The 20,215-nt window shown below is 68.6% G+C and carries 16 protein-coding genes; 3 read left to right on the top strand and 13 right to left on the bottom strand.

Annotated elements, in window-relative coordinates; all coding sequences use genetic code 11:
* The gene (locus AC3DE2_RS18230) at nt 1-1,584 is read right to left on the bottom strand and encodes a winged helix-turn-helix domain-containing tetratricopeptide repeat protein (RefSeq protein WP_488427305.1); all 1,584 of its coding nucleotides are present in this window, start codon (nt 1,582-1,584) and stop codon (nt 1-3) included.
* Nucleotides 1,585-1,816: 232 nt separating this feature from the next.
* Between AC3DE2_RS18230 and AC3DE2_RS18225 the strand changes: the two genes are divergently transcribed.
* From AC3DE2_RS18225 to AC3DE2_RS18215, 3 genes are all read left to right on the top strand, one after another.
* Nucleotides 1,817-2,578: an SDR family oxidoreductase gene (locus AC3DE2_RS18225; protein WP_295383059.1), complete on the top strand. Its 762-nt coding sequence runs from the start codon at nt 1,817-1,819 to the stop codon at nt 2,576-2,578.
* A gap of 70 nt (nt 2,579-2,648) precedes the next feature.
* On the top strand, nt 2,649-3,728 hold the full coding sequence (locus AC3DE2_RS18220; protein ID WP_488427304.1) for an HlyD family secretion protein: 1,080 nt from the start codon (nt 2,649-2,651) through the stop codon (nt 3,726-3,728).
* Nucleotides 3,725-5,305, top strand: coding sequence for an MFS transporter (locus AC3DE2_RS18215; protein WP_488427303.1), 1,581 nt, complete (start codon nt 3,725-3,727; stop codon nt 5,303-5,305). Before AC3DE2_RS18220 ends, AC3DE2_RS18215 begins: the two co-directional genes overlap by 4 nt.
* Before the next feature lie 37 nt (nt 5,306-5,342).
* Here AC3DE2_RS18215 and AC3DE2_RS18210 read toward each other — a convergent pair whose 3' ends face one another.
* The 12 genes from AC3DE2_RS18210 to AC3DE2_RS18155 all read right to left on the bottom strand — a co-directional run bounded on the left by AC3DE2_RS18210 (nt 5,343) and on the right by AC3DE2_RS18155 (nt 20,129).
* Nucleotides 5,343-6,377 (bottom strand): sialidase family protein, encoded by a 1,035-nt coding sequence (locus AC3DE2_RS18210; RefSeq protein ID WP_488427302.1) that lies wholly within the window; start codon nt 6,375-6,377, stop codon nt 5,343-5,345.
* Nucleotides 6,378-6,382: 5 nt separating this feature from the next.
* Entirely contained in the window at nt 6,383-7,942 is a 1,560-nt protein-coding gene (locus tag AC3DE2_RS18205) for a sodium/sugar symporter (protein ID WP_488427301.1), read from the bottom strand.
* Nucleotides 7,943-7,969: 27 nt separating this feature from the next.
* On the bottom strand, nt 7,970-8,872 hold the full coding sequence (locus tag AC3DE2_RS18200) for an SMP-30/gluconolactonase/LRE family protein (protein WP_295383067.1): 903 nt from the start codon (nt 8,870-8,872) through the stop codon (nt 7,970-7,972).
* The gene (locus AC3DE2_RS18195; protein WP_488427300.1) at nt 8,869-9,657 is read right to left on the bottom strand and encodes an SDR family NAD(P)-dependent oxidoreductase; all 789 of its coding nucleotides are present in this window, start codon (nt 9,655-9,657) and stop codon (nt 8,869-8,871) included. The genes AC3DE2_RS18200 and AC3DE2_RS18195 overlap by 4 nt, the downstream gene beginning before the upstream one ends.
* Nucleotides 9,658-9,662: 5 nt before the next feature.
* The gene (dgoD, locus tag AC3DE2_RS18190) at nt 9,663-10,811 is read right to left on the bottom strand and encodes a galactonate dehydratase (RefSeq protein WP_295383071.1); all 1,149 of its coding nucleotides are present in this window, start codon (nt 10,809-10,811) and stop codon (nt 9,663-9,665) included.
* Nucleotides 10,808-11,443, bottom strand: coding sequence for a 2-dehydro-3-deoxy-6-phosphogalactonate aldolase (locus tag AC3DE2_RS18185; protein WP_488427299.1), 636 nt, complete (start codon nt 11,441-11,443; stop codon nt 10,808-10,810). Before AC3DE2_RS18185 ends, dgoD begins: the two co-directional genes overlap by 4 nt.
* Nucleotides 11,444-11,453: 10 nt before the next feature.
* Nucleotides 11,454-12,170, bottom strand: a complete 717-nt coding sequence (locus tag AC3DE2_RS18180; RefSeq protein WP_295383073.1) for a FadR/GntR family transcriptional regulator — start codon at nt 12,168-12,170, stop codon at nt 11,454-11,456.
* Between the two features lie 102 nt (nt 12,171-12,272).
* Nucleotides 12,273-13,841 (bottom strand): sialidase family protein, encoded by a 1,569-nt coding sequence (locus tag AC3DE2_RS18175; RefSeq protein WP_488427298.1) that lies wholly within the window; start codon nt 13,839-13,841, stop codon nt 12,273-12,275.
* Nucleotides 13,838-16,594 (bottom strand): TonB-dependent receptor, encoded by a 2,757-nt coding sequence (locus AC3DE2_RS18170; protein ID WP_488427297.1) that lies wholly within the window; start codon nt 16,592-16,594, stop codon nt 13,838-13,840. Before AC3DE2_RS18170 ends, AC3DE2_RS18175 begins: the two co-directional genes overlap by 4 nt.
* Nucleotides 16,595-16,662: 68 nt before the next feature.
* On the bottom strand, nt 16,663-17,823 hold the full coding sequence (locus AC3DE2_RS18165) for a cellulase family glycosylhydrolase (protein WP_488427296.1): 1,161 nt from the start codon (nt 17,821-17,823) through the stop codon (nt 16,663-16,665).
* Between the two features lie 92 nt (nt 17,824-17,915).
* Nucleotides 17,916-19,043: an aldose epimerase family protein gene (locus AC3DE2_RS18160; RefSeq protein WP_295383079.1), complete on the bottom strand. Its 1,128-nt coding sequence runs from the start codon at nt 19,041-19,043 to the stop codon at nt 17,916-17,918.
* A gap of 165 nt (nt 19,044-19,208) precedes the next feature.
* On the bottom strand, nt 19,209-20,129 hold the full coding sequence (locus tag AC3DE2_RS18155; RefSeq protein ID WP_295383080.1) for a 2-dehydro-3-deoxygalactonokinase: 921 nt from the start codon (nt 20,127-20,129) through the stop codon (nt 19,209-19,211).
* Nucleotides 20,130-20,215 lie beyond the last annotated feature (86 nt).

The raw sequence follows: 20,215 nt of genomic DNA, 5'->3' as shown, positions 1-20,215 counted from the left end.
CTACGGCAGCCCCGCCAGGCGCAGGCCTTCCGTCAGCCTGGCGAGATCCTGCGGGCGATGGATGGGCAGCCAGTCGGCGAGGGTGGACAGGGACAGCGAGGGATCCAGGCCGCGTACATGCGCCATGGCGTGGTGGGCTGCTTCCTGTCTTCCCGCCAATGCATGGCTGGCCGCCGCGACCACCGCCGCGACCAGCAGCGAAGGCAGATTGCTGAGGGCCTTTTCCGCCGAGGCCGAGGCAGTATCGAAATCGCCGGCGAAGAAATTGGCCAGGGCGATGCCGGCCTGCATGCGGAACATTTCCGGATCCAGCGGACTCAGGCGGACTGCGTGGGAAAACAGCGTCATCGCGCTTTCGGATTCACCATGGAAGATGCGCAGGAAGCCGCCCAGGAACCAGGCAGGCGCGAAATTGGGGTTCAGCAGCACCGCCCGATCCAGCAAGGCGATGCCGCCATCCAGATCGCGGGTCAGGTGTCCCAGCGCGTGGCCGCCGCGCGTGAGCGCCACCGCATCGTCGCGTCCCCAGGTCACCGCCAGCCGCGCCAGGCGCACGCCTTCGGCGATTTCCGCCGGCCGATCGACCATCCAGCCATTGACCTTGCGCCAGACGTAGCACCAGGCCGCGGCGCCATAGGCCGATCCGTATTCCGGATCCAGCTCGATGGCGCGGTTGAACTGGCGCAACGCTTCCTCGATACGCGCGCGGCTTCCGCCGTGCAGGTTCGCCACGCCGCGAAGGTAGTAATCGTAGGCGTCAAGGCTCTGGGTCGGCTTGCGCTTGGCGCGTTCTATTTCGGCGCGCTCCAGTTGCGGCGAGATGGCGCCGACCACGTTCTCGGCCACTTCCGCCTGCAGCTCGAAAATGTCGTCCAGCGTGCCTTCGAAGCGCTCCGCCCACAGGTGCGTGCCGGTGGAGGCGTCGATCAGCTGACCGGTGATCCGCACCCGGTTGCCGGCCTTGCGCACGCTGCCTTCCAGGACGTAGCGCACGCCCAGTTCGCGGCCCACCGTCCGCGGATCCACCTGCCTGTGCTGGTAGGCGAAGCTGGTGTTGCGCGCGATGACGAACAGCCAGCGCACGCGCGACAAGGCGGTGATGATGTCCTCCACCACACCGTCCGCGAAGTACGCCTGGCCGGTATCGCCACTCAGGTTCTGGAACGGCAGCACGGCGATGGAAGGCTTGTCGGGCAGGACCAGTGCCGGCAGCGCGGTGCTGCCGTCGTCGTCGCCGCCAGACGGGCCGGGCGGCAACGAGGCTGGCCGCGTGCCGCCCTCGCGGAGTTCGCCCACGAAGCGGAATCCCTTGCGCGCCACGGTCCGCAGCAGGCGTTGTTGGGAGCCGGTGTCCTCGATGGCCTTGCGCACGGCGTTGATATGGCTGGCGATGGTCGACTCGGAAACGATCCGGCCGCTCCATACCGCCCGCAGGAGTTCGTCCTTGCTGACGACGCGGTCATGGTGGAGCAGCAGGTACAGCAGCAAATCGAAGACCTGCGGCCCGATGGAAACGGGCTGCCCGCGCAATGTCAGCTCGCGGCGCTCGTCATCGAGCAAGCAGTCTTCGAACGCGAATCGCACGGTCAGCGCCTTTGCCCAACCCCCGGGATCGGGTGCCCGAAGGAACCGCGCCATGGTACCCGATTGATTCGCCGCCCTTGTCCCGCGACCCATGCCGCCAGGCCGCTTCCGGCGAATCCAAGCGATTTCCAAGATTTCCTGAAGGTCGCCGCAAGGACTTCGCCGCAGGGCACGCGCATCCTGCCGCCATCGACGGTACATCCGGCCGCCGAACCCAGCGGAGAACACCCACATGAAGATCATCGTCATCGGCGGCACCGGCCTGATCGGCTCCAAGCTCGTCGCCACCTTGCGCAGTCACGGCCATGACGTATTCGCGGCCGCGCCGAGCACGGGGGTGGACACCATCACCCGCGAAGGGCTGGCCGAGGCCATGGATGGGGTGGAGGTGGTGGTCGATGTGGCGAACGCGCCGGCGTGGGACGATCAAGCGGTACTGGCGTTCTTCGAGACTTCGGGCCGGAACCTGCTGGCTGCCGCGACGGCTGCCGGCGTGCGGCACCACGTGGCGCTGTCCATCGTCGGCAGCGAGCGCAATCCGGACAACGGTTACTTCCGTGCCAAGGTGGCGCAGGAAGCATTGATCAAGGCCGCGGGCATTCCCTACACGATCGTGCGGGCCACCCAGTTCCACGAGTTCGTCGCCGGCATCGCCCAGGCGGCCGCCATCGGCGACGAGGTCCGGTTGTCGCCGGCGCTGATCCAGACCATCGCTTCCGACGACGTTGTCGCGGCGCTGGCGGACGCGGCGATGGCGGTGCCGATCAATGGCACGCTGGAAGTCGCCGGGCCCGAAGCCACGCCACTCGACGAACTGGTCAAGCGCCTGTTCGCCGCGACCGGTGACATGCGCAAGGTCGTGCCGGACGTGCATGCGCGCTACTTCGGCGGCGAACTGGATGACCAGTCGCTGACCCCCGGTCCCGGCGCGCGCCTGGGCGCGATCCGTTTCGAAGACTGGCTGGCCCGCGCGAACGCGCCCACGGCGGGCTGAATCCGGCCGATGACCGCGAACCGTGCCGACCTTTCCCGCGGGTACCCACATGCAAGCGCCTGAAGAAAACATGTCCCCCGCCGCCGCCGCCGCCGGCGACAGGGCGGTCCCGAATCCGCCGCCGCGCCGTCGCGCGCGGAAACTCGGCGTGCTGCTGTGCCTGGGCGCCATCGTGGCCGTGGGCGCGGGCTGGGCCTGGACGCGTGCGGACGCCAGCATCTCCACCGACAATGCCTACGTACGCGGGGATGTGACGTCGCTGGCGCCCAAGATCGCCGGCTACGTCAGGGAAGTGAATGTCCAGGACAACCAAGTGGTGCGCGCGGGCGAGGTGCTGTTCCGCATTGACGATCGCGACTACCGGGCGCGGCTGGCCCAGGCCGAGGCCAACGTGCAGGCCGCGCAAGCGCGGCTGGTCAACGTGGATGCCGAGGCGGCGCTGCAGCAGGCGTTGATCCGGCAGGCCACGGCGCAGCGGCATGCCCAACTGGCCGAGATGCGGCTGGCGGCGAAGATCTCCGATCGCCGCCGCGAGCTCATCCGCGGCCGGTTCGTCAGCCAGGACCAGGTGGATGAAAGCGACGCGGCGCGGTCCCGCGCCGAGGCGGGCGTATCGGCGGCCTCGGCCTCGGTGGAGGCGCAGATGCGGAAGATTTCCGTGCTCGCCAGCCAGCGCGAAGCCGCACTTGCCGCGGTGGCGCAGGCCATCGCGCTGCGCGATCTGGCGCGGATCGATCTGGACGGCACCGCGGTCCGCGCGCCGGTGGCGGGCGTGGTCGGCAACCGCCAGGTGCGGGTCGGCCGCTTCGTCACCGCGGGCACGCCCCTGCTGGACATCGTGCCGGTCGATGCGTTGTGGCTGGTGGCGAACTTCAAGGAGACGCAACTGGCCCAGCTTCGCCCCGGCCAGCGCGTCCGCATCGAGATTGACGGTTATCCGGATGCGGATTTCCAGGGCGTGGTCGACAGTTTCGCGCCGGGCAGCGGCTCCGCCTTCAGCCTGCTGCCGGTCGACAACGCCACCGGCAACTTCGTCCGGGTGGTGCAGCGCGTGCCGGTGAAGATACGTTTCGCCGGCCATCCGTTGCCGGCGCGGCTGGTGCCGGGCCTGTCCGCCCGCGTGTGGGTCGAGCGGCGGACCGGATCGTGAACCCCGCCGCAGCCGCGCCCGAGCGCGTCGCCGCCACGCCTGGCCCGTTACTGGTCGTCGGCGTGGTGATGGCGGTGCTGACCGAGGCGATTGCCGGCACCGTGTTGTCGCTCGGGCGCAACGACATCATCGGCGATACGCATGCCACGCCGGACGAGTTCGCGTGGCTGGACGTGGGTTATGCGGCCATGAAGTTCGTCGGTTTCCTGCTGGCGCCGTGGGCGATCGCGCACCTGCGAACCCGCCGCGTGATGATCGGTGCAACGCTGGCGATGGGATTGGCTTGCCTGATTGCCGCCGTCAGCGTGCGCCTGGATCTGCTGATCGCGCTCCGGGGCCTGCAGGGCCTGTCCGGCGGCCTGTTGCTGGTCACCGGGCAGACCCTGCTGTTCCTGGCCTTTCCGGCGGCTCGGCAACCGCTGTTGCAGGCCGTGTTCGCGATGGGATCGGTGGTGGCGCCTGCCACCTTGGCGCCCGCGCTGCAGGGCTGGTTGATCGACATGCAGTCCTGGACCTGGATATTTTTCGGCGTGTTTCCGCTTGCACTGGCTGCGGCGGGCATCCTGTTGATGTCGGATGTGGCGGACACGCCGGCAGGTGGCGGCGCCGCGCCATTCGACGGGCCGGGGTTCCTGCTGCTGGGCACCACCGCCGTGTGCCTCTCCTACGTATTGATCCAGGGCAACCGATGGGACTGGTTCCAGGAACCACGCATTGCCTGGCTCGCCGGAATCGGCGCAGCGGCGCTGCTCGGGTGGTGCGGCCGGCAACTGTGGATGGGCGGCGGCAGCCTGCCCCGTTTTTCGGTGTTCACGAACGAGGAATTCTGTTTTGCCTTCGTCGTCAGCTTCGTGGCGGGCGCGGCGCTGTTCGGCAGCGGCTTCCTGATTCCTTCATTCGCGGTGTCGGTGCTGGGATTCACCCTGGCCGATGCCGGGCTATTGCTGCTGCCCAGCGGTGCGCTGTTCGTCATCGCGTTGCTGCTGGCGGCCTACCTGATGCAGGCGCGCCGTGTGCCGCCGGTGGCGACGGTGCCATTCGGCATCCTGATGATCATGGTGGCCATGTGGATGCTGTCGGGATCCAGCCGCGAGAGCGGAGCTGACGACATGATGGCCGCCATCCTGCTGCGCGGATTCGGGCTCGGCCTGCTGTTCCTGTCGATCACGCTGATCGCCTTCAGCCACCTGCGTCCACACCAGTTGGCCAGCGGCATCGGCCTGTTTGACAGCGGCCGCCAGGTGGGTGGCCTGGTGGGCGTGGCGGGCTTGCAGACCCTGATTGAACACGAGACCCACGCCAACGCGACGGTGCTTGGCACCCACCTGGCCAGGGGTGGAGTGGCGGTGGCCGAACGGCTGGCGGCGGTGACCGCGGTACTCGCGGACCGCGGCCTGGATCCCATCTCCGCCAGTCGCGCTTCCCTTGGCCTGGTGGGCCGGGCGATGACTGGTCAAACCCTGGCCATCGCCTTCGAAACCGCGTTCATGGCGGTGGCGCTGCTGTTCGTGGTCGCGGTGCCGGTGCTGGTTGCCACCAAGATTGTCCTGGCGAAGCATGCCGCTCGCGCAGGCTGATGCCCCGGGGCAAGGGCGTCTTGACCGCGCCTGATGCTCAATAGCTTCCGAACCGGATCTGCACGCGACCGCCCTCGGTGACGTTGACGACGCCGATCTCGTCGGGCGCGATCTCGTAGACGGCCGGCCAGGAGTGACGGAAGCCGATCGGCCAGGCGGGTTCGGGCAGGCGTCGCCAGTGTCCGCCCCCGTCCTCGCTCACGCTGATCTCGTTCTGGCAGGAGGTGACGAACATCGTGCCGCGGGTGGTGGTGGTGATCTGCGGCCCGCAGCGCTGATCCGCCAGCGGCGTGCCCAGGCCGGCTGGCCAGTCGCGGCCATCCGGCGAGATCTTGTACGAGACCGGGCAATGCGTGTCCTCGCCGCAGATTTCGAACACCAGTACATACCCGCCCTGCGGCCGCCGCGCCATCACCGGCATGCCCGGCCGCAACGCGCCGCCACCAGGTTGGGCGACGATCGTGGTCTTGGCTTCCCAACTGCGTCCCCCATCGCGCGAGAGGCGCTGGGACACGACCTGATTGTAGGGTGGCTGGCCGTCGGCCAGGGTTTCGTCGGCATACAGGACCGACAGCGTGCCGTCGTCGAGCAGGCCGAGCACCGGCTCCCATACCCCGCGATCATCGCGGCCGCCCGGCGCCTCGTTCCGGTCGATGACGCTCAGGAATCGCCAACTGCGGGCGCCGTTGTCGCTGGAGTAGAGATGCAGGCGGTACGAGGCACCGTCGATCAGCGAACGCATCGCCAGCAACACGCGGCCATCGGGCAGGGCAAGGACTTCGCCGTTGTCTATCTTGCGTCCGGGTTCGACGACCTCGGACCACGGCTGCCAGTCGCGCGCGCGGTCATCGCCGACGGACAGCACGAGCGTGGTCGGCCGGTCCGCGTGGAAGCGCGTGGTCACCGCCAGCCAGCGCCCATCCGCCAGCCGGGTCATGCGTCCCCAGCCCGCATCCCGTGCGGCGATGGTGGCGGTGTCGGTCCAGCCGACCTCGATCGCCCAGACCGGCGCCGTGGCCAGCATCAGGCCGGTGAGCAGCATGCGCCGGAACGGTGCGCGGAAGCCCAACATGCGCATCACCAGAAGGTCGCGTACAGGGCGAGCAGGATGGCGACCACCGCCAACGAGGCCACGTTGAACGAGGGCGCGGTGGTATAGCTGACGTCGTCGGTGCGGATGCGATCCCGGTCACCGGTCGAACGCGTCGCCAGCGCCACGCCAACGGCCAGGACCAGCGCCAGCAGGAATACCAGGCCGATGCGATCCATGAAAGGCAGCGACGGCCAGGCCAGCTTGAGCACCAGCGACAGCAGGAACGAGCCGATCGCCGCGGCCAGCGCGCCGGCTTCGTTGGCGCGCTTCCAGAACAGTCCCAGCAGGAAGATCACCACGATGCCCGGGGTGAAGAAGCCGGTGAATTCCTGGATGTACTGGAAGCCCTGGTCGAAACCGCCCAGCAGCGGACGCGCGGTCAGCACCGCCACCAGGATCGCCACGGCCGCGGTGATCCGGCCCACCCGCACCAGCTTGGCCTGCGAGGCCTCGCGATCGCGCTTGGCATAGAAATCCAGGGTGAAGATGGTCGCCACCGAATTGATCTTGGAGGCCAGCGACGCGACGATCGCCGCCACCAGCGCGGCGAACACCAGGCCCAGCACGCCGCTGGGCAGCAGTCGCATCATGGTCGGATAGGCCGCGTCCGGGCGCTCGAGCTGCGGTGCCAGCACTACCGCGGCGATGCCCGGCAGCACCACGATCACCGGCATCAGCAGCTTCAGGAACGCGGCGAACACCACGCCCTTCTGCGCCTCGCGGATATCCTTGGCGGCGAGCGCGCGCTGGATGATGTACTGGTTGAAACCCCAGTAGCTCAGGTTGGCGATCCACATGCCGCCCAGCAGCACCGACAGGCCGGGCAGGTCCTTGTAGAAGGGATTGTCCTGGTCCAGGATCATCTCGAACTTCTCCGGCTGCTGCTGCCACAGCGTGGTGAAGCCATCGATCACGCTGCCGTGGCCGATCTGCCCCAGGGTGATGCCGGTGACCAGCAGGCCACCCAGCACCAGCAGCGACACCTGCACGATGTCGGTCAGCGCCACCGCCTTCAGGCCGCCATACAACTGGTAGGCCAGGGCGAAGGTGCCGAGCAGGATCAGGGCCAGGTCCTGGTCGATGCCCGCCACCTGCGAGACCGCGATGGATCCCAGCCACAGGATCGAGGTCAGGTTGACGAACACGTACAGGCCCAGCCAGAACACCGCCATCAGCGTGCGGATGCGGTTGCCGTACCGCTCTTCCAGGAACTGCGGCATGGTGGTGATGCCGTTGCGCAGGAAGATCGGCAGGAACCACTTGCCGACGATCAGCAGGGTCAGCGCCGCCATCCATTCGTAGGAGGCGATGGCCAGGCCGATGGCGTAGCCCGAGCCGGACATGCCGATGATCTGTTCGGCGGAAATGTTGGCGGCGATCAGCGAGGCGCCGATCGCCCACCAGGGCAGGGCGCGGCTGGCGAGGAAATAGTCCTGCGCGGATTTCTCGTGGCCCGCCTTCTCGCGCGACACCCATTGCGCGAGGATGAAGATGGCGGCCAGGTAGGCCAGCACGATGCCGACGTCGAGGGTGGAAAGGGTCATGGAATCTCCGGGCGGGAATGCGCGGCGTCAGCGGCGCGGCTTGGCGTCGGGGTCACCGGCGAACCGGGGCTCGGGCAGCCCGGCGATGCCGGGGATGAAGGCGAACACGTCGCCGGCATGGCGGTCGCGCCCGCGCGCATCCGGGTCCAGGCCGTCATGCGCGCTGGTGACGAACAGGGTGCGCAGGTCGGCGCCGCCGAAAACGGGGCGGGTCGGTTGCGTGGCGGGGATGGCGACGCGGCGATCCTCGCGGCCGTCAGGCCGATAGCGCACCACCCGCGCCGCGCCCCACTGCGCGTTCCACAGGCCGCCTTCGGCGTCGACCACGCTGCCGTCCGGCTCGCCGTCCTGCGCGGTCAGATCGACGAAGGTCGACGCGGGACCGGGCACATCGCCGTAGTCGCAGCGCTGGATCGTCTTCTGCAGCGAGTCGCAGAAGTACATGGTCGCGCCATCCGGACTGAAGGCGATGCTGTTGGCGATCGCCACGCGCGGCAGCGGCAGCGCTTCCAGCGACAGATCGGCGTGCAGCCGATGGAACCCGCCCACCGCGTATTTCGGACCCCGCGCCGGTTCGTGCAGGGTGCCGAACACGAAGCGTCCCTGGCGATCGCAGGCGCCGTCGTTGGCGCGGGTCTCGGGCACGATGCCGATGCGGTGCAGTTCGCGCAGTTCGTAGCGCTGTGGGTGGAAGAACGCCAGCCGCGACGCCAGGGCCAGCAGCAGCCAGCCCTCCGCCTCGCACAGCGCGAACGAAGCCAATCGTTCCGGCAGCGGCCATTGGTCGACCGCGCCGCGCGCGGGCACGTATCGCCACAGTCGCGCGGCATGGATGTCGGTCCAGTACAGCGCCTGCTCGCGATCGCACCAGAGCACGCCCTCGCCGAGCCGGTTGCCGGCGGGCACCACCACGCCCACGTCCATGCTCATACCCAGCCGCCGTCGACGATGAAGTCCTGGCCGGTGCACATGCGGCTGTCGTCGGCGGCCAGGAACAGCGCCGCGCGGGCCAGATCGTCCGGTCGCAGATAGCCCGGCAGGCATTGCGCGCGCCGGATCTGCGCTTCGCCTTCCGCATCCAGCCACAGCCGACGCTGCTTTTCGGTGATCACCCAGCCCGGCACCAGCGCGTTGATGCGGATGCGGTCCGCGCCGAGTTCGCGCGCCAGGCCGTTGACCAAGCCGTGCACCGCGGACTTGGCGATGGCGTACATCGGGTAGCCGGCGTTCTTGATCATCCAGCCGGTGGAGCCGAGGCAGATCACCGAGCCGCCGCCAAGCGCGCGCATGTCCGCCGCCACCGCCTGGGTGGCGAAGTATTGGTGGCGCAGGTTCACCGCCATGTTGCGCTCGAAGTCGGCCGCCGTGGTGTCGCCGAAGCCGTGCCGGCCGTCGTTGGCGGCGTTGTTGACCAGTACGGCGATGGGACCGATGTGCCCGCGCGCCCGGTCGATGGCGGCATGCAGCGCATCCAGATCGGTCACGTCGCAGCGCAGGTAGACCGGAACGTGATCGACCGGGCCGAGTGCATCCAGCAGGGCCTGCGCGCCATCGTCGTCGATGTCGAGGAAGGCGACGCGCGCACCCTGGCGGGCGAAGTGTCCGACGAAGCTGGCGCCGATGCCGGTGGCGCCGCCGGTGATCAGGACGCTGCGGCCGGCGAGGCTGGGATAGCGCGCCATCGCGCCAGCAGGCAGGGGATTCTGTTCGGTCATCGCGGTCACCATTCCGCCACGCTGCCATCGGCGTGGCGCCATACCGGATTGCGCCAGCGATGGCCTTCGGCGGCGCGTTCGTCCACGTAGGCCTGGTTGATTTCGATGCCCAGGCCGGGCCCGTCCGGGATCGCCACGTAGCCGTCGTTGTAGGCGAACGGCGCGCGGTCGGCCAGGTAATCGAGCAGGTCGTTGGCGGCGTTGTAGTGGATGCCCAGGCTCTGTTCCTGGATGAAGGCGTTGTAGCAGACCGCATCGAGTTGCAGGTTGGCGGCCAGCGCGATCGGGCCCAGCGGACAATGCAGCGCCAGCGCCACGTCGTAGGCTTCGGCCATCGCGGCGATCTTGCGGGTCTCGGTGATGCCGCCGGCGTGCGAGGGATCCGGCTGGATGATGTCGACACCGCCGGTCTGCAGCACCCGCTTGAAGTCGAAGCGCGAGTACAGGCGCTCGCCCAGCGCGATGGGCGCTGGCGAGAGCGCGGCCAGCTCGGGAATCGCTTCGAGGTGTTCGGACAGCACCGGTTCCTCGATGAACATCAATCCGAACGGCGCCAGTTCGCGCATCAGCACCTTCGCCATCGGCTTGTGCACGCGACCATGGAAGTCCACCGCCAGGCCGATCTCGCGGCCGACCGCCTCGCGCACGGCCTGCACGTTCTCCAGCACGTGGGTGACCTTCTCGTGGGAATCCACGAACTGCACCTCCTCGGTGGCGTTCATCTTGACCGCGGTGAAGCCGCGCGCCACCGCTTCCTTCGCTGCGCGCGCGGTATCGGCCGGCCGGTCGCCGCCAATCCACGAGTACACCCGGATGCGATCGCGCACCTTGCCGCCCAGCAGGGCGTGCACCGGAACGCCCAGGGCCTTGCCGTGGATGTCCCACAGCGCCTGGTCCAGGCCGGCCAGCGCGCTCATCAGCACCGGACCGCCGCGATAGAAGCCACCCCGGTACAGCACGTTCCAGTGGTCCTCGATCAAACGCGGATCCTTGCCGATGAGATAGTCGGACAGTTCTTCCACCGCGGCGGCCACGGTGTGCGCGCGGCCCTCGACGATGGGTTCGCCCCAGCCGCTGATGCCCGCATCGGTGTCGATGCGGACGAACAGCCAGCGGGGCGGCACGAGGAAAGTCGTGATGGCGGTGATCTTCATGGGGTGGGGTCCCGGTTGGTCTTGTTCCATGCGTCGATGAAGGCATGCGCGCGCCGCGCCGCTTCGGCGGGCGGGGTGCCGGGCGCATACAGCGCCGAGCCGATGCCGAAGCCGGCCGCGCCCGCGTCGCGGTAGGCGGCCATGCGTTCGGGGGTGATGCCGCCCACCGGCAGTACGCCGGTGCCGCGCGGCAGCACGCTGAGCCAGGCTTTCAGCACCGGCGGCGGCAGTTGCTCGGCGGGAAACAGCTTCAATGCGTCGGCGCCGGCGCGCAGTGCGGCGAAGGCCTCGGTGGGCGTGGCGACGCCCGGCGTGCAGCGCAGGCCACGCGCGTGCGCGGCGGCGATCACCTCGACGTCGGCGTGCGGCATCACGATCAGCCGGCCGCCGGCCTCCGCCACGTCCTGGACCTGGCGCGACGTGAGCACGGTGCCGGCGCCGACCAGGCATTGCCCGCCCAGCGCACGCGCGAGCAGCGCGATGCTCTCCAGCGGTTGCGGCGAGTTGAGCGGGACTTCCAGGATCCGGAAGCCGGCCTCGGCCAGCGCCGTGCCGATGGCCGGCGCTTCCTGCGGGGTGAGCCCGCGCAGGATGGCAACCAGAGGGAGGGGTTGCATCCAGGCGGTGCTCATGGGGACTCCGTCAGCGGGTGGACTTGCGCGCGCGCCTTCGTCCCTTGATGTTGGCGCGCGAGTCCTCGATCATGCCGAGCATCGCCTCGCGCGCGGCGTCCGGCCGCTTGAGCCGGATCGCGTCGTAAACGTCGAAGTGACGCGGCAACGAATACTTGAAGTCGGCCGCGGTCTGCGCCGACAGCAGGAAGTACGCACCCAGGGCCGCATCGATGACCGAGAACAGCGAACCCATCAGTTCGTTGTTGGTCGCGTCCAGCACGCACTCGTGGAAAGCCAGATCCGCTTCGGCCCAGGCGTCCTGGTCCGTGGCCGCGGCCATCGCTTCGTAGGCCGCCTTGATCTTCGCCAGTTGTTCCGGCGAGCGCCTGCGCGAGGCGGCGGCCGCTGCGGCCGGCTCGATGATCTCGCGCATCTCCACCAGCTTCTCGACGAAATCCTCGGTCGGCATCGACGCGCAGCGCCAGGCCAGGATGTCCGGATCGAGCTGGTTCCAGTGGCGCGGTTCGCGCACCCGGGTGCCGGTCTTCTGCCTGGTTTCGATCAAGCCCTTGGAGCCAAGCACCTTCAACCCTTCGCGCAGCGCGGTGCGGCTCACCGCCATGCGCTGGGCCAGTACTTCCTCGCGGGGCAGGAGCTCGCCCGGCTTGATCTCGCCGCTGACGATCATCCGGCCGATGGCCTGGATCACCTGATCGTAAAGATTGCGTACCGCGATTTGCTTCACTGGATCCCCTTGGGTTCGGTGCGCCGCATCCGGCGGGCACTCTGATTATCCGACAATAGGGGTATAGCACGACTGGGGACATGGGATGGGAACCGTGGGGGGTCATGGCGCCACCGGGGCGATTTCGAGGTAGTCGTAGTCCAGTGGCCGGTCGCCGTTGGTCACCACGATGCGGTTGCCGCCGGCCCGCAGGGGCGCGGTGAATTCGGTTTCGCGCCAGCCGGTCCGGGGCGCGGGGGCGGGAGGAGAGGGAAGCGATTGGCCGTTCACCTGCACGCGTGGCGTGGCGGCGAAACCGGTGTCGGCATGGCGCAGGCGGATCTTGCGGTCACCGGTGCGACCGGCCTGGACCTCGAACACCAGATCGGCATCGGCGCCGCTGGCCAGCCGTACCTTGCGGCCGGCCGACGCGGTGGCGTCTTCGATCTGCGCGGCGCGGCGACGGACCGCGTTCTCGGCTTCGTACCGGCCCAGGGCCAGCGGCGCGGTGGCCTGCAGGATCTCGTTGGATTCGGCGCGCTCGGGGGCCGAGGCGACGGAAGAGGACGTGACGTGCAGCAACTGGCCGTCGGCGCGCACCAGCATGGCCTGCGTCCAGCCGGCGTGGATGTTGCCGCTGGCCTTGCGCACCGGCGCTTCGACTTCCCACCAAGGACCACGGCCACCGCTGTCGTTGCGGTAGAGGGTCCGGCCGCCGGCATCGCCGCCGCCGCCGGCCCGTTGCGCGGCGACCAGCAGCACGCCGTCCGCGGTTTCACCAGGCAGCCAGCGGATGCTCGGGCAGGCGGCCGGCCAGGCGCCGGCGGCGGTACGCAGGGCGATGCCCGGATCCTCCGGCGCGCCCCAGTCCAGTCCGTCGGCGCTGAATTTCAGATGGACCTGGCCATTGCGCTCGCCGTCGATGTTCTCGAACACCATCGCGTAACCGCGGCCGGGAACGCGCTCGACGATGGCCATGCCGGGCCGTTCGACACCGCCCGGGAGTGCGACGTCCACGGTTTCCGATCCCCAGGTGCGGTCACCGTCGAGAGAAACCTTGTGGGCGAGCAACTGGTTGAAGCCGTCCTGCTTGTGCCGCTCGCTGGAATAGAAGGCGACCATGCGGCCGTCGTCCAGGACCACGATGTAGGGCTCCCACACGCCCTGGTTCAGGCGGTCGGAGGGCTGGCCGCCGCCCTGCACGATGCTGCCACGGTATTCCCAGCGCTGGCCGCCATCGCGGCTGGCGTAGAGCTGGAGATCCTGCGCGATCACCTGATCGTGCTCGTTGCGGCCGGTGGAATTGGCGGCGAGCAGCAGGGTGCCGGCGGGAAGATCGCCGCTGGTGCGCGCCAGTTCGCTCAGGTGCGGCTGCCAGCGCAGTTGCCAGCGGCGCGCATCGCCGTGCGGCTGATCGACGACCTCGCCCACCTGTCGCCAGTGATCACCCTCGTCGCGGCTTTCATACAGGGGGATGCCGCCCGGCGCGGAAGGCTCGAACACCAGCAGCATGCGTCCGTTGTCGCGTGCCCGCGGCTGGTGTGCCAGCTGGAGCGCCGACGCATAGCCGATGCCCGCGGCCACGCGCGTGCCACGCGGGGCCTCGGCCGTGGCCGGCGCGGCGGAGGCCGCACCGGCGCACAGCAGCGCCGGTGCCAGCCACGCCAGCCGGGGCGTCGCGCCTTTCTTCACAGCTTGAACCGCAGGCCCAGGGCGATCGTCTTGTCCTGGAAGCGGATGTCGCGCGGACGTGTGTCGCCATCGCCCCAGAACTGGTGCAGGTTGTTGCCAAGCAGGTTGGTGGCCGAGAACACCAGCGTGGTCTGCGCGGTGACGTCGTAGCTGACCGAGAAGTCCAGCGAGCTTGCCGGCTCGACCTGGTCTTCGTTGCCCGACACCGTGGGCTGGGTGAAGAAGTCGATGTAGCGGCTGCGGTAACCGTAGGCCAGGCGCGCGGACAGGGCCTGGTTCTCGTAGAACAGGACCGCGTTGTAGTTGTTCTTCGACACGTTCTGCAGGGGGCGCGAGATTTCCGGTCCGCCGATGAACTGCGGCGAGCGCGTGGATCCGTCGATGTAGGTGTAGTTCAACTGCGCGCCCAGGCCGCTCCAGGCGCCCGGCAGGAAGTCGAAGGTCTGCTGGTAGGCGAGCTCGACACCCTGCAGGTGGCCGCTGCCCGCGCTCTGGGGCGAGGACAGTTCGAACGGGGCGCCGCCGATGGTCACGTTGGTGACGTAGGTCTGGATGTAGCCGTCGATGTCGCGATAGAACACGCCGGCGCTGGCGTAGCCGACCGGCGAGAAGTACCACTCCAGCGAGGCGTCGTAGTTCATCGACTCGATCGGGCTCAGGTCCGGGTTGCCGCTGGAGGCGATGCCGGGCCGGTTGATGGTGCCGGGATTGAGCGAGATGGACGGATTGAGCGCGCCGAAGTCGGGGTAGCTCATGGTCTTGGCCGCCACCAGGCGCAGTTGCCATTCATCGCTGAAGTGCAGGTTCATGCTGGCGTTGGGCAGCGTGTTGGTGTCGTCGGTCTGGCGGGTGATCGGGCTGTAGACGCCAGTGCCGGCATCGAAGGAAAAGGCGCTGAGATCGCGCTTGACCTTTTCCATCCGCACACCGACCAGGCCGTCGACCGGCAGGCCGAACAGCTCGAAGTCGTACTTGGCCTGCAGGTAGCCGGCGGCCTTGCGCTCGCCGATGTCGAAGAAGCGGCCCGGATTCTCCGGCGCCAGGCCGGTGGGCAGCCCATAGAAGGACCGCAGCGCGTCGGCGTTGTCGATCAGGTAGTCGTAGCAAGGCACCAGGAACTTCTGGTGCAGGGCGGCATTGTCGCGCTTGCTGCAGAAGAAGCTGGACGCGGGGAACAGGCCGACGACCTGGTTGTCCGGGTTCGGGTTGGCGGTGATGTTGCCGGTGCCCGCGCCACCCGGCGGCGGGGTGGAGATCTCCACGCTGCCCTTGGCGCTGGCGGTGCGATCGGCATAGCGCAGGCCGAACTGGATCGAGGCGATCGGGCCATCGAGGAACTCGAAGCGGCCGTCACCGCGCCAACTGTTCTCCTCGCCGCGCGAATGCGCCCAGGTCTGGAACAGGCCGTTGAGGTAGAAGCGCGACGGATCCAGCGCCGGATCGCCGGCCAGGTACCAGTTCTGGTGGCTGCCGGAGGTGCCTTCCCAGACCGTGGTGATCGAACCGCTGAGGAAGGTGTCGATGATGAAGTTCTCGTCGCGGTAGTAGCCGGACGTGCGGGTGACCTCGGTGGACAGGTGCAACTGGTCGCCATCCCACTTCACCCCCAGCGCGTTCTGGATGTCCTGGCCGCGCTGCTTGTGCGCCTGGGTGCTGGTGGCGGCGTAGGTGTCGCCGGTCCAGGAGCCGCTGGTCGCGTCGCAGACGGTCTGGCCGGCCAGCGGTCCATCCAGCTGGTTGGCGTAGCAGTGGTTGCCGACGCCGAGCTGCGACGGGGCCACCGCGCCATTCGGGAACGAGAAATAGAACGCCTGGTCGAAGTCGTCGCGGACCCAGTCGTACAGGCCTTCCAGGTAGACCTCGGTGCGATCGTTGGGCTTCCACTGCAAGGCGTAGTTGAACGCCCCGCGCTTGCGGTCGCCCTGGTTGTACGCGGTGCCCCAGCCGTTCGGAGCGGCGATCAGGTTGCCATCCGCGGTCCGCATCGGCGTGCCGCCGGCATCGGTCACGATCTTCGGGAAATCGCCCCACACCGCGTCGTAAGCGTAGTGCTTGCCGAGGTAACCGAAATTGACCAGTGCGCCAAACTCGCCGGCATCGGTATCCCAGCGGTTGCTGAGCAGCAGGCTGGCGTTGGGATCGACCTTGCCGCCGTACTCGCTGTGCGTGCCGGTGAGGGTGCCGGCGATCTCGGCGCCGTCGAAATCGAACGGACGGCGCAGCTCGATGTCGACCAGGCCGGCGATGCCGCCGAGCGGCAGGCTGGCCTCGCTGCTCTTGTAGACCCGCAGCGTCTTTACCGCGGTGGCCGGCAGGTTCTGGAAGGCGTAGCCGCGACCGGAACCGCTGAAGATCTCGCGCCCGTTGAGGGTGCTGATCACGTTGGGCAGGCCACGGATCACCACCGAGGTCGTCTCACCCTGGCCACCCTGCGCGATCTGCACGCCGGTCACGCGCTGGAGCGCGTCGGCCACGCTGTTGTCGGGCAGCTTGCCGATGTCCTCGGCGACGATCGAATCAACCACCATGTCCGCGTCCTGCTTGATCGCCTGCGCGGTCTGCAGGCTCTGGCGCAGCGCGGTCACCACCACCGTGTCCAGGTTGGTGGCGTCCTGTGAGGACGCGTTCTGATCGGCCGGCGCCTGCTGCGCGCCGGCATTGGCACCGCCGTCCTGGGCCATGGCCAGGGACGGCAACATGAGGGCGGACAGGATGGAAAGCGACAGCAGCGAGCGGGGAAAACGAGCGTTCATGACATCTTCTCCGGAAAAAGGGCGTGAGCGATCCGCCGGCCGCGTCGCGGCCGGAGGAAGGTCTCGGTTCAGGGGGTGGAAACGGCGTTCCCGGGCGTGCCGGCAATCTTTCGGAACAGCTCGGCCTCACGCGCGCGGTAAGGCGTGCCGTCGGTCTTGAGCAGATCGTGGAACCACAGGGTCGGTTCCTGCAGGGTGTAGGGGCGCTGCCAGCTGTCCCACGGGAAGCGGGTCTGGATGGCGCCGTCGACGAAACCCCAGTTGATCATGCCGATGTTTTCGCGGCGCGCGATCGGCAGGATGGTGTCCACGTTGGAGCCGTTGCCGCGCGCCAGCCATTCGGTGCAGATCAGCGGACGGTCGTAGCCACGCAGCTGGGCGACGCGGGCCTCGAACGCCTCGGGCTGCTCATAGTTGTGGAAGCTGATGACGTCGGACTGCTCCAGCTGGGTGCGCTGGATGGCGGTCAGGCTCTTCGCGCCCGGCGACCAGTCATCGCCGATCCAAACGCCGCTGGTGAGCGGCTGCACCGGCTTCTTCGCGCGCGCCCATTCGAACACCTTCGGCAGCAGTTCCTCGATCCGGGCCTGCTCGCGATCCAGTTGCTTGTCCATGTAGCTGCCGCCGCCCGGATTGTCCGGCTCGTTCCACAGATCCCAGGCCAGCACGCGCTTGTCGTTGGCGAAGGCGCCGACCACGCCCTGCACGTAGGCACGGAAGTGCGCGTCGTTGGCCGGGTCGACCAGTTCGTGGCGGCCCGGGCTCTGCACCCAGCCGGAGTTGTGCACGCCGGGGATCGGGCGATGCTGCGCACCGAGGACCGGGTCCGGGTCCCAGCAGCTGTCGAACAGCACCAGCATCGGACGGATGCCATGCCTGGCGGCGATCGCGAGGAACTGGTCGAGGCGCTTCAGGAAGCCTTTCTGATCCTGCTTCCACAACAGGTCATGCAGGTACACGCGCATGGTGTTCATGCCGAACTTCTCGCGCGCCCAGCCGAGTTCGCGATCGATCGCCACCGGGTCGAAGGTGTCGGCCTGGAACATCTCCAGCTGGTTGATCGCGTTGGAGGTGGTGTAGTTGGCGCCCACCAGCCAGGGTTGCTGTTCGTACCAGGTCTTCGCTTCGGCCGGCGACCAGCGATCGCCGCCGGCGGCCGACGCCATCGGCGCGGCGGCGGCGAGCAGGATGGCCAGCAGGGGTTTCAGCCACTTTTGCATCGGATGCATCTCCATTACCTGAGAGGATTCGGGCATGCCTCCGGCATCCACGCCGGCCGGGGCCGTCGCGGGGGGGCATGCGGCGCCGGAAGGCGCCGGGATCAACGGGTGTCGCTGGCGTCCTTGTCCGTGGAGAACCGGTAGACCATGCGGTTCACGTACTGCTGGCCGGGCGCGAGCCGCGCCGAACCGAAGGCAGGCTGGTTCGGCGTGTCGGGAAACAGCTGGGGTTCGAGCGCGATGGCATCGCCCTGGCGATACACGCGGCCGCTCTTGCCGACCGTGGTGCCGTCCAGGAAGTTGCCGGAATAGAACTGCAGGCCGGGCTGGGTCGACACCAGCGACATCACCCGTCCGGAACGCGGGTCGTGCACGCGCGCCACTTCGCGTGGCGCCTTGGCCGGCTCGCGGCTGATCACCCAGTTGTGGTCGTAACCACGCCCGTGCAGCAGCTGCGGTTCGGCACCGGTGCGCAGGTCCCGGCCGATCGGCTTGGGCGTGCGGAAGTCGAACACGCTGCCGGCCACCGGCCGGAACTCGCCGGTGGGAATCAGGGTCGCGTCGACCGGCGTGTACGCGTCGGCGGGAATCATCAGTTCGTGATCCATCGCCGTGCCCGAGCCTTCGCCGGACAGGTTCCAGTACGCGTGGTTGCTCAGGTTGACGATGGTCGGCGCATCGGTGCTCGCGCGGTATTCGATGGCCAGGCGGCCGTCGCCTTCCAGCGCATAGGTGGCGGTGACCGTCAGCGTGCCCGGATAGCCCTGGTCGCCGTCGGCGCTGACATGGCGCAGGGTGGTGCGGTCGGGCTTGGCCTCGACCACGTCCCAGACCACCTTGTCGAAGCCGCGCGTGCCGCCGTGCAGGCTGTTGGGGCCGTCATTGGCGGGGACCGTGTATTCGCGCCCGTCGAGGCTGAACTTGCCGTGCGCGATGCGGTTGGCGAAGCGCCCGACGATGGTGCCGAAATACTGCGGCTTGGCCAGCGTGGCCTGCAGCGTCGCGTCGCCCAGCACCACGTCGGCGTACTTGCCGTCGCGATCCGGCACTTCCAGCGCGTGCAGCGCCGCGCCCAGCGTCAGCACGCGCGCCTGCATGCCGCTGCCGTCGCGCAGCAGGATGGATTCGACCTTCGTTCCGTCCGGCAGCATCCCGACGACCGTGCGCTGCTGCGCACCCGCCGTCGCGGCGACCGCGAGCGCCATCGCGCCCATGCAACCAACTGCCATCCCCTTGCCAAGCAACATCGCTCTTGACCTCTCCCAACGGCGTGGAATGCTACAAAAACATATAATCAGACAATATGCACGTTGCGGCGCAGCACACCGGAAAAGAACCGGGTTTCACGTGCGCCGAAGAGCGGACACCGGGGACGAAGGATGCTGCCGGGGGGCCTAGCCACGCATCGCATGGAGGCCGGCGAAGCCGCGAACGACGGCATCGGCGGAGGCCACCGGCGTCGATGCGACGCCCAGCGCCGCCAGCGCGGCCTGGTACAGGGCGCACACGGGCGCCGAGCCGACCAGCGGCACGCTGGCGCCCCGCAGCTCGGGAAACAGCGCCAGCGCATCGGCGATCTCCGAGCCGATCAGCAGCCCGCGCAGGTAGGCGCTGGCATCCGCGCGCGCCAGCACGCCCCGAATCACCCGCGCGCGCACGCCGAACAGCAGCGCGCCCAGGCCCAGGGTGCGCGTCGCGGCCGCGCGTACGCCCCGTTCGAAAGCCGGGCCATCGTGGCCGGGGCCTTCCACCACCGAAGCGAGCAGGCCCGTCGCGGACAGGCGATCATGGATTTCTCCCGACATCGCGGTCATGAAATCGCGTACCCGTCCATCGCGCAGGCGTACCCATTTGGTATGCGTGCCGGGCAGGGCGACCACCGGCGCGCCGCCGAGGCGGTCGGCGGCGAGCAGGCCGAACAGTTCGGTTTCCTCGCCACGCATGATGTCCGGCGCACCGTCGGCCTCGCGCACGCAGGCCAGGCCGGGGACGATGTGCAGTGGCAGGTCGCCGATCCGCGTAGGGACCAGGCTGTCGCCCAGGAGGCGCATGTCCGCCGGGCAGTCGACATATCCCGCATCCACCCAGCCGATGTTGGAGCCGATCATGCCGGCCGCGTAGACGGCGCCGGCCTGCGGCCAGCGAGCGCGTACCTGGTGCGCGGCTTCGATCATGCCTTCGCGCGAGAGCGTGGTGATGCCCGCGGTGGATTCGAGGGTATCGGCCATCCGCCCATCGGCGGCAATCAGGTAGGCCCTGAAATTGGAACTGCCCCAGTTGATTCCGACGATGGGGTCCGCGTGCGAATGGCTCATGGCAAGACTCGAATGTGGGCGGTGCGATCCAGCGCCGGGGCCCGCGCGGTGGTCGCTTGTATATTGTCGGATTATATGGTTAGTTG

Source organism: Pseudoxanthomonas sp. 68-E7 (genome assembly GCF_057773145.1).
The sequence above is the reverse complement of the archived record's forward strand: the minus strand, read 5'-3'. Positions and strand labels throughout refer to the sequence as shown.

Bases quoted from the DNA above. Each gene is read 5' to 3' on its own strand.
- AC3DE2_RS18210 (WP_488427302.1), bottom strand. From the start codon at position 6,377: ATGTTGGGCTTCCGCGCACCGTTCCGGCGCATGCTGCTCACCGGCCTG.
- AC3DE2_RS18225 (WP_295383059.1), top strand. From the start codon at position 1,817: ATGAAGATCATCGTCATCGGCGGCACCGGCCTGATCGGCTCCAAGCTC.
- AC3DE2_RS18185 (WP_488427299.1), bottom strand. From the start codon at position 11,443: ATGAGCACCGCCTGGATGCAACCCCTCCCTCTGGTTGCCATCCTGCGC.
- AC3DE2_RS18220 (WP_488427304.1), top strand. From the start codon at position 2,649: ATGTCCCCCGCCGCCGCCGCCGCCGGCGACAGGGCGGTCCCGAATCCG.
- AC3DE2_RS18160 (WP_295383079.1), bottom strand. From the start codon at position 19,043: ATGGCAGTTGGTTGCATGGGCGCGATGGCGCTCGCGGTCGCCGCGACG.
- AC3DE2_RS18170 (WP_488427297.1), bottom strand. From the start codon at position 16,594: ATGAACGCTCGTTTTCCCCGCTCGCTGCTGTCGCTTTCCATCCTGTCC.
- AC3DE2_RS18155 (WP_295383080.1), bottom strand. From the start codon at position 20,129: ATGAGCCATTCGCACGCGGACCCCATCGTCGGAATCAACTGGGGCAGT.
- dgoD (WP_295383071.1), bottom strand. From the start codon at position 10,811: ATGAAGATCACCGCCATCACGACTTTCCTCGTGCCGCCCCGCTGGCTG.
- AC3DE2_RS18195 (WP_488427300.1), bottom strand. From the start codon at position 9,657: ATGACCGAACAGAATCCCCTGCCTGCTGGCGCGATGGCGCGCTATCCC.
- AC3DE2_RS18200 (WP_295383067.1), bottom strand. From the start codon at position 8,872: ATGAGCATGGACGTGGGCGTGGTGGTGCCCGCCGGCAACCGGCTCGGC.
- AC3DE2_RS18205 (WP_488427301.1), bottom strand. From the start codon at position 7,942: ATGACCCTTTCCACCCTCGACGTCGGCATCGTGCTGGCCTACCTGGCC.
- AC3DE2_RS18165 (WP_488427296.1), bottom strand. From the start codon at position 17,823: ATGCATCCGATGCAAAAGTGGCTGAAACCCCTGCTGGCCATCCTGCTC.